This is a genomic window from Rahnella sp. ChDrAdgB13, from assembly GCF_017655185.1.
Taxonomy (GTDB): Bacteria; Pseudomonadota; Gammaproteobacteria; order Enterobacterales; family Enterobacteriaceae; genus Rahnella; species Rahnella contaminans.
The window spans coordinates 51,136-57,255 of record NZ_JAEMGT010000108.1; the positions used below are offsets into that span (position 1 = coordinate 51,136).

General features: G+C 51.2%; 7 protein-coding genes. 3 read left to right on the forward strand and 4 right to left on the reverse strand.

Annotation, left to right across the window (positions count from 1 at the left end):
• Nucleotides 1-38: 38 nt before the first annotated feature.
• On the forward strand, nucleotides 39-944 hold the full coding sequence (locus J8X26_RS22845; RefSeq protein ID WP_152326411.1) for a MurR/RpiR family transcriptional regulator: 906 nt from the start codon (nucleotides 39-41) through the stop codon (nucleotides 942-944).
• A 63-nt stretch (nucleotides 945-1,007) separates the two neighbouring features.
• Here J8X26_RS22845 and J8X26_RS22850 read toward each other — a convergent pair whose 3' ends face one another.
• The 3 genes from J8X26_RS22850 to J8X26_RS22860 form a co-directional block, all read right to left on the reverse strand.
• Entirely contained in the window at nucleotides 1,008-1,403 is a 396-nt protein-coding gene (locus J8X26_RS22850) for a cupin domain-containing protein (RefSeq protein WP_152326502.1), read from the reverse strand.
• A gap of 294 nt (nucleotides 1,404-1,697) precedes the next feature.
• Nucleotides 1,698-2,252 carry a sugar O-acetyltransferase gene (locus J8X26_RS22855; RefSeq protein ID WP_193333150.1) on the reverse strand — a complete coding sequence of 185 codons (555 nt, stop codon included), beginning with the start codon at nucleotides 2,250-2,252 and terminating at the stop codon, nucleotides 1,698-1,700.
• A gap of 34 nt (nucleotides 2,253-2,286) precedes the next feature.
• Nucleotides 2,287-3,702: a sugar porter family MFS transporter gene (locus J8X26_RS22860; RefSeq protein WP_152326410.1), complete on the reverse strand. Its 1,416-nt coding sequence runs from the start codon at nucleotides 3,700-3,702 to the stop codon at nucleotides 2,287-2,289.
• A gap of 346 nt (nucleotides 3,703-4,048) precedes the next feature.
• On the opposite strand from J8X26_RS22860, the gene J8X26_RS22865 reads away from it, so the two are divergent.
• Nucleotides 4,049-4,384: a hypothetical protein gene (locus J8X26_RS22865; protein WP_152326409.1), complete on the forward strand. Its 336-nt coding sequence runs from the start codon at nucleotides 4,049-4,051 to the stop codon at nucleotides 4,382-4,384.
• 23 nt (nucleotides 4,385-4,407) lie between these two features.
• Here J8X26_RS22865 and J8X26_RS22870 read toward each other — a convergent pair whose 3' ends face one another.
• Nucleotides 4,408-5,292, reverse strand: coding sequence for a LysR family transcriptional regulator (locus J8X26_RS22870; RefSeq protein ID WP_152326408.1), 885 nt, complete (start codon nucleotides 5,290-5,292; stop codon nucleotides 4,408-4,410).
• Nucleotides 5,293-5,429: 137 nt separating this feature from the next.
• Here J8X26_RS22870 and J8X26_RS22875 point away from each other — a divergent pair, with 137 nt between their 5' ends.
• Nucleotides 5,430-6,062 (forward strand): alcohol dehydrogenase catalytic domain-containing protein, encoded by a 633-nt coding sequence (locus J8X26_RS22875; protein ID WP_208952037.1) that lies wholly within the window; start codon nucleotides 5,430-5,432, stop codon nucleotides 6,060-6,062.
• Nucleotides 6,063-6,120 lie beyond the last annotated feature (58 nt).

Genomic DNA, 6,120 nt, shown 5'->3' on the forward strand with positions numbered 1-6,120 from the left:
TAAAAAAATGGCAGCAATGTGAATGAACAGGCGTAACTGTGAAAAACCCGAAAACTAAACCCAACCGCTCCGGCCCGGATCTCTACGGCGAACGTTTCCGCCTGCGTAAAAACCAGTTATCGCCACGCTTGTTTGCTGTCGCGCAGTATATTCATACTCACCGTGGCGCAGTGCTGGATAAAACCGCCATGGAAATCGCAGCGGATACCCAAAGCTCAGATGCTACGGTCGTGCGTGCCATTCAGGCGCTGGGATTTTCCGGCCTGCGCGACCTTAAAAATGTGCTGGCCAGTTATCTCGGGGAGACGCTGACGTCGTCGGCAAAAATGGCAACTACGGTGAATTCCCTGACTCCGGATACCAATTCCAGCATTGATTTCGTGCTCGACGGCTATCTTTATACCTGCCAGATGCTGTCGGAGGAGAAGAACCGGCTGGCACTTTCGCGTGCCAACGCGTTGTTGAAAACCGCCGACCGGATAGCCATTTTTGGCATCGGAGCTTCCTCTCTGCTGGCGGAATATACCGCCCGTCTGTTCAACCGTAACGGGACGCCCGCGTATGTGCTTAACCGTACCGGCGCGTCGCTGAGTGAGCAACTGATCGGCATGCGTCCTGGCGATGTGCTGATTATGATGGCGCAACGAAGCGCCCATCGGGAAGGTGTCACAACGCTGGCAGAAGCCAAACGCCTGGGGATTTCAACTATTTTACTGACCGGCTCGGCCGAATCCGTTTTTATCAAAGAAGCGGACTGCGTGGTGTTTATTCCTCGCAGCGCTGATGCGGAAAAAATCCCCGTCCACGGCACGCCTGTCATTTGCCTCGAAATTCTGGTGCTGGCGCTGGCCGCCTCTTCACCAAAAGTCCCGCTTCAGACCATGAACCGGCTTTATGAGCTGAGTAATTCCATGACCAAGCCCCGCAAAAATCCGCGCGGATGATAAGACGCAGAAACCCCGTCCGGCACAACCGGACAGGATCGCGCTCATTTCTGATCCCCAAAATCACATCTGGTATTGAGCGTCGGTCACTTTTTCCAGCCACTCCACCGGGCTGCCGTTAAGAGATTCGGCAATCGCAATGTGAGTCATGGCATTTTCCGGCGTAGCGCCGTGCCAGTGTTTAACCCCTTCAGGGATCCACACGATATCGCCGACATTCATTTCACGAATTTCACCGCCCTCTTCCTGCAACCAGCCACGGCCGTGAGTGATGATCAGCGTCTGGCCCAGCGGATGCGTGTGCCATGCGGTGCGCGCGCCCGGTTCAAACGTCACGGTTGCACCCCCGACGCGCGCAGATTCAGTACCGCTGAACGGCGTATCGATGCGCACCTTGCCGGTAAAATAGCTTTCCGGGCCATTCTGTGAAGGAACAGAACCGCTTTTGGTAATTCTCATTTTGTCAGACATTTTATTCTCCGTTTTCTCGTTCTGATAAAAGGTACAGACATTCCGTTTAAACGACTAGATGACAAAATATGAAAGGAGCTATGAGCGGGATTCATAAATAAAACACAAAGCACGGCAGCTTCAATATTAGAAAAATTGATAATTTATTGATTTTTATTAGAATTTCATTCATCCTTTGCGAACTTTAAGAAATATTGTATTTTTCGCATTTGCGGCCCGCCTGGAGCGGGCTTTTTTATGTTTTTAACACTGAAATTTGACTTAGGAATTTATTTAACACAATTAATCTACCCGACGAACCGCCCGGCACGGATTACCACAGGCAACAACGCCCTTTGGAATAGAACGAGTCACTACGCTGCCAGCACCAATTGTACTTCCCGCTCCGATGGTGACGCCTGGGAGAACGATGCACCCTCCGCCAATCCAGACATCATCACCGATTGTGACCGGTTGCGCGCTCCCGATATGTTCCCTGCGTAAATCACAATCCAGCGGATGTTGAGCGGTATAAATTTGCACATCTGGCCCGATAAAAACGTTATTCCCAATACACACCGGCGCGCAATCGAGCAGGACAAAATTGAAATTGATGAAAACGTTGTCCCCAAACGTTGTGTTAATACCGTAATCGATGCGCATGCCTTTTTCAAAATGCACGTTGTGCCCAACCTGACCGAATATTTTTCTGATGAGGCTGTCTTTCTCAGCCACCTGACGCGCACCCAGTGCATTAAACTCGTCCACTTTGTCCCGGGTCTGGTAGCGGATTTCAATAAGTTCTTCATCATTAATCGGATAATCCAGACCGTTAACCATGCTTGTCAGCGCAGACATAATCTTCTCCCTGTTCAAAAAATTTTCAACCGGCTTACTGCCCGATATCCCGCAGTTTTTTCCCTGCCATCAGATTTCTTTCAATCTGTTCAAGCGTTACGTTTTTCGTTTCAGGAATGAGAATAAAAGTAATCACAACAAAAGCGAGATTCAGTGCGGTGTACAGCCAGAATGTTTCTGCGGCGCCAATATTGTCCATCAGCGTCAGGAAAGTCGCACCGATAATCATGTTGGAAATCCAGTTGGTGGTCGTTGAGCAGGTGATCCCAAAGTCGCGGCTTTTGAGGGGCTGAATTTCAGAACACAGGATCCACACCACCGGTGCAGCGCTCATGGCATACCCGGCGATACACATCATCGTCATCCCCACCGACAACCAGGAAAGCCCGGCTCCCGCCGTTCCGTGATTAAACTGCTGAAGGCAATATCCCAACACCAGCGTCCCGAGCGCTATCACGCTGAAACCTATTTTCAGCGCAGGTTTACGCCCCGCTTTATCAACCATGCCGATAGCAATGAAAGTCGCCATCACAAACGTCAGGCCGACAATAATCGTGGCAATCATCTGTTCCTGTGTGCTGGTAAATCCGGCCAGATTAAAAATTTTCGGCGCGTAATACATGATGATATTCATGCCGGTAAATTGCTGCATGGCCTGCAATAACATGCCGAGATACACCGCCCGACGCACATTGCTGTTGGCTTTAAATAAATTCCACCCGCCCTGTTTTAACTTCAAACTTTCACGAATTTCATTCAGTTCCTGACGGGCCTTTTCAGAGGTATCGCGCAGCATCCGCAGCACACGTTCCGCTTCAATATGTTGTCCTTTCGCCGCCAGCCAGCGCGGGCTGTTGGGTAAAAAGCAGACCGCGAGCATCAGAACTAATGCAGGGATCGCCAGAACCCCCAGCATGGCGCGCCAGTCGCCGCTTGCGCTGAACGCCGTATCAGACAAAAAGGCCAGCAAAATACCGAAAGTCACCATCAGCTGATACATCGCGATCATTTTGCCGCGGATAGTTTCTGACGCCATTTCAGAGAGATACAGAGGCGCAGTATAAGAGGCGATGCCAACTGCAAATCCGAGGATCAGACGAGAAACCATCAGAATTTCAACACCTGAAGCAAACGCTGAGCCAAGCGAACCGAGAACAAACAATAATGCTGCGGCCATCAGGCTGTATTTGCGCCCCAGCCGGAAAGAGAGCCAGCCATTGGCAAGCGCCCCGAATGCCGCGCCGAGCATCATAATGCTGACGACCCATTCCTGCTGCCGGCTGGTAAGGACGAAATGGTCAGTAATAAAGGGAAGCGCACCCGAAATCACACCGATATCAAGGCCGAACAACAGCCCGGCCATCGCCGCCGCGAAAGACACAAAGAGGTTCATCACTTTGGTATTTTTCAGTGGATTTTCAGTCAGTTTTGCTACATCAGATGACGACATTTTTTTTCTCCGGATAGAAGGAAACACAGCGACGGACATCAGAAAAAAATAAATCCGGTCTTCACGATAAGCACAACGCACCCCGGCAGTGAGAGCAGGACGGGTACATATATAAACAATCGTGCTGCGCCGGATTTTTTGTGATCAAGATCACCAGTCCGCAGCAATCACATTAAGTAAACGTGTCAGCCGAACCCTCACGATTTGCGAGACACTTTCCAAATCTGAATTAAAAATACTGTAAATACATACAGTCTGTTTCTTTATTTCTCGGTCAGGAATAGAGTCAACCCGGTAAAGGCGGCCCGGAAAGCTGCTTCAATTTTACTGACTCGGGATAAACATCATGATGAATTTCGAAAGCGGCACAGCATTTCAGCAAAACTCAGTCACCGTTTTTCGCTCACTGGTTGCCGGGCTGGATCTGGGGAATTTTAACGAGGGGCAGCTTTACGACCTGAGCGCACTGGCGTCAGAATCCGCCGAAGGTTTGTGCCAAGGTTTACTGTGCCTGAGTGAAGGGCTGGAGAACGGAGAATTGTTGCCGCCCGAAGGCATTTTGCAGGTCAGCGCCTACCTGAAAGCCTCAGCGCATATCTTGCCGGTCCTGTTTGAGTTGTCGGAAAAAGCCAGCGATAAGCTGGGGAAAGTGAAGAAAAAGATAACTTACCCGATGATGTGACCATCACTAGCAGGCGTGCCGGGTTATGGGATTAATTGCTGCATAAAATATTCAAAGAAGGATGAAACCACGGTAGCGGCGGGCCTTATGGGTAAACGGAGTAAATGCATGGGTCTGGATACCGGCGCGTAATCGGGTAATACGCGGTTCAGCCGTCCGGCCTCTATATCATCTTGCAGCGTGACGCAGGAATGCATAACTACGCCCAGACCAGATAACGCGGCCTGACGGATAGCTTCACCGGAATCCACGGTAAGGCGCGGGACGATATCTACATCAATCTGACCGTCCGGCCCCAGGAGTTGCCAGCGATGAGCAGAGCGCCACTGGCTGAAACTGACACAATGGTGGCGGGCTAAATCAGCGGGCGTTGCCGGTGTTCCGTGAGTCTCCAGATACGACGGTGAGGCTGCAAGCACCATCTCATAAGGCGGTAAAGGAACGGCGACATATCCTTCGTCCTGAAGATTACCAATGCGTATCGCTATCTGAAAACGCTCTTCAATCATATCCACACGGCGGTCGCTCAGAACCAGATCGGCGTTGACGGCGGGATAGCGTTGCAGAAATTTCGACAATATTGGCGTGAGGATACGCTGACCAAACGCAACCGGCGCGCTGATACGCAGCATGCCCGTCACCTGTTCGTTAAGATGACGCGCCAGAGAATCGGCATCTTCAATCGTTGCGAGGATCTGCACTCCGTAAAGATAAAAACGGTGCCCTGCTTCCGTCAGCCCCTGACGCCGGGTGGTCCGGTTAATCAACACGCAGCCCGTGCGGGTCTCCAGCATCTGGATGTGCTTACCGACCATAGCAGGCGTGATACCCAGCTTATCGGCGGCGGCCGTAAAACTTCCGGATTCTGTCGCGGTGATGAACGATTCGACACACTTCAGGTAATCCATTGCTCTGCTCCGTGAGGGTAAAATGAAGCATTATAAATTTTTATTATCGAATAAATAAAGCAGACCGCTGTTTATCTCCTGCGACCGCTTCACGATAATCGCCGCAATATTCACAAAGATTAAGTTAAGGAAAGGCAATGAAAGCACTGGTTTTTGAAAATCCGGGTTCGGCCGATGTATTACATTTGCATGAGGCGGCCGATCCTGTTCCGTCTTCAGGAGAATTACTGGTTGCGGTCACCGCAGCCGGGCTAAATTTTGCTGACATTTACCGCCGTCAGGGCCGTTATCCGCTGGCAGGAAGCTCGCCGTATATCGCAGGTTATGAAGGGGCTGGCCGGGTCATTGCTGTTGGTGAAAATGTGACCGACTGGAAAACTGGCGATCGCGTTGGTTTTGCCGATGTCCCGCTGGCGCACGCCAGCCATATCCGGGTGCCGGTCGACCACGCAATCCGCTTACCGGAATGGCTGTCTGAAACTGATGCCGCCGCAGTTTTGCTGCAAGGCCTGACTGCCGATTATCTGCTTCACGATGTGCTGCCTTTACGTGCCGGAATGCACGTCGCAGTACTGGCTGCCGCGGGTGGCGTCGGGCGTTTATTGCTTCAGATGCTAAAACATCAGGACATCCACGCCTTTGCTGTTGCATCGAGCCTGGAAAAGCAGAAATCTTGTCTGGAGCTTGGCGCTGATGCTGCTGCAAATTATGACACCTGGCCTGAGCAGGTACGTTTGTGGCAGAGCGCAGGTTGCGATGGGCTTTGTTGAATAAATCGAACTTTTTGCCGTAATCAGGATCAGATCACCACATTCTCGATCCTGTAGC

Excerpts from the sequence above, each read along its gene's own strand:
- J8X26_RS22860 (WP_152326410.1), bottom strand. The coding sequence starts at position 3,702 with ATGTCGTCATCTGATGTAGCAAAACTGACTGAAAATCCACTGAAAAAT.
- J8X26_RS22865 (WP_152326409.1), top strand. The coding sequence starts at position 4,049 with ATGATGAATTTCGAAAGCGGCACAGCATTTCAGCAAAACTCAGTCACC.
- J8X26_RS22855 (WP_193333150.1), bottom strand. The coding sequence starts at position 2,252 with ATGTCTGCGCTGACAAGCATGGTTAACGGTCTGGATTATCCGATTAAT.
- J8X26_RS22850 (WP_152326502.1), bottom strand. The coding sequence starts at position 1,403 with ATGAGAATTACCAAAAGCGGTTCTGTTCCTTCACAGAATGGCCCGGAA.
- J8X26_RS22870 (WP_152326408.1), bottom strand. The coding sequence starts at position 5,292 with ATGGATTACCTGAAGTGTGTCGAATCGTTCATCACCGCGACAGAATCC.
- J8X26_RS22875 (WP_208952037.1), top strand. The coding sequence starts at position 5,430 with ATGAAAGCACTGGTTTTTGAAAATCCGGGTTCGGCCGATGTATTACAT.